This window comes from Shewanella sp. SP2S2-6 (assembly GCF_031931965.1).
GTDB classification, from domain to species: Bacteria; Pseudomonadota; Gammaproteobacteria; order Enterobacterales; family Shewanellaceae; genus Shewanella; species Shewanella baltica.
On sequence record NZ_JAUOEQ010000080.1, the window covers coordinates 1 to 703 of the forward strand.

The window sequence follows — 703 nt, forward strand, 5'->3', positions numbered from 1 at the left end:
CTCACAGCTTGATGACTGCCAACATATCTTCACCATCTTCATCCAAACCCACTTCCTGAAAGCCAAAACGTGAATAAAAATCTTTGGCCACCGGGTTTTCAGGGTCATAGCAAATTTCTATTTCTTTTACTTTGTCACTGGATTTGATTTCATTGAGCGCCAAATTTAGTGCAACTCTGCCAATACCAGATTGTTGATAGCGTTGATCCACCATAAAGCGCCAGATAGAAACTTTTTCAGGCGTTTCAGATACCCACATGAAAAAACCGACAGGCTTATCGTTCTGATAGATAGCTCTGCAGGTATGCCCTTGGCAGTAATGTGATTCAACCAAAGACCACATATTGCTCGCAACATATTCCTGTTGCTCATTCGTGACATCTAAGTCACATACGTCTTCATAATTTGAACTTGTAATCTCTTCCAATGTGATACTCATGACTTTCCTTAGCTCTAACGCCCAAAGCAGCTGCGCGGTACGCGTCGGCAGGCTTTTCTTGTGTACGCCCAGCATGGGCATGAACTAATGAGGTGAAAGTCCTCTGTAGGAAGGTCACCGTTCAATAACATGCTGTTATTAAACGTTAACTACTAGCGAATGGCAAGGGCTTATCCGCGAGGATTGGTCTGAAGGAAGCCGCTAGCAAATTTGCGAGCTGATGAACAAGAACATCATATGAGGCGTAGGCTAGAGGTGAGTTGG

General features: G+C 44.0%; 1 protein-coding gene. It reads right to left on the reverse strand.

Going from position 1 to position 703, the window contains the following annotated elements:
* Position 1: 1 nt before the first annotated feature.
* A complete protein-coding gene (locus Q4Q57_RS22045; RefSeq protein WP_028760228.1) occupies positions 2-439 on the reverse strand; it encodes a GNAT family N-acetyltransferase in 438 nt (145 codons plus the stop codon).
* Between the last annotated feature and the right edge of the window lie 264 nt (positions 440-703).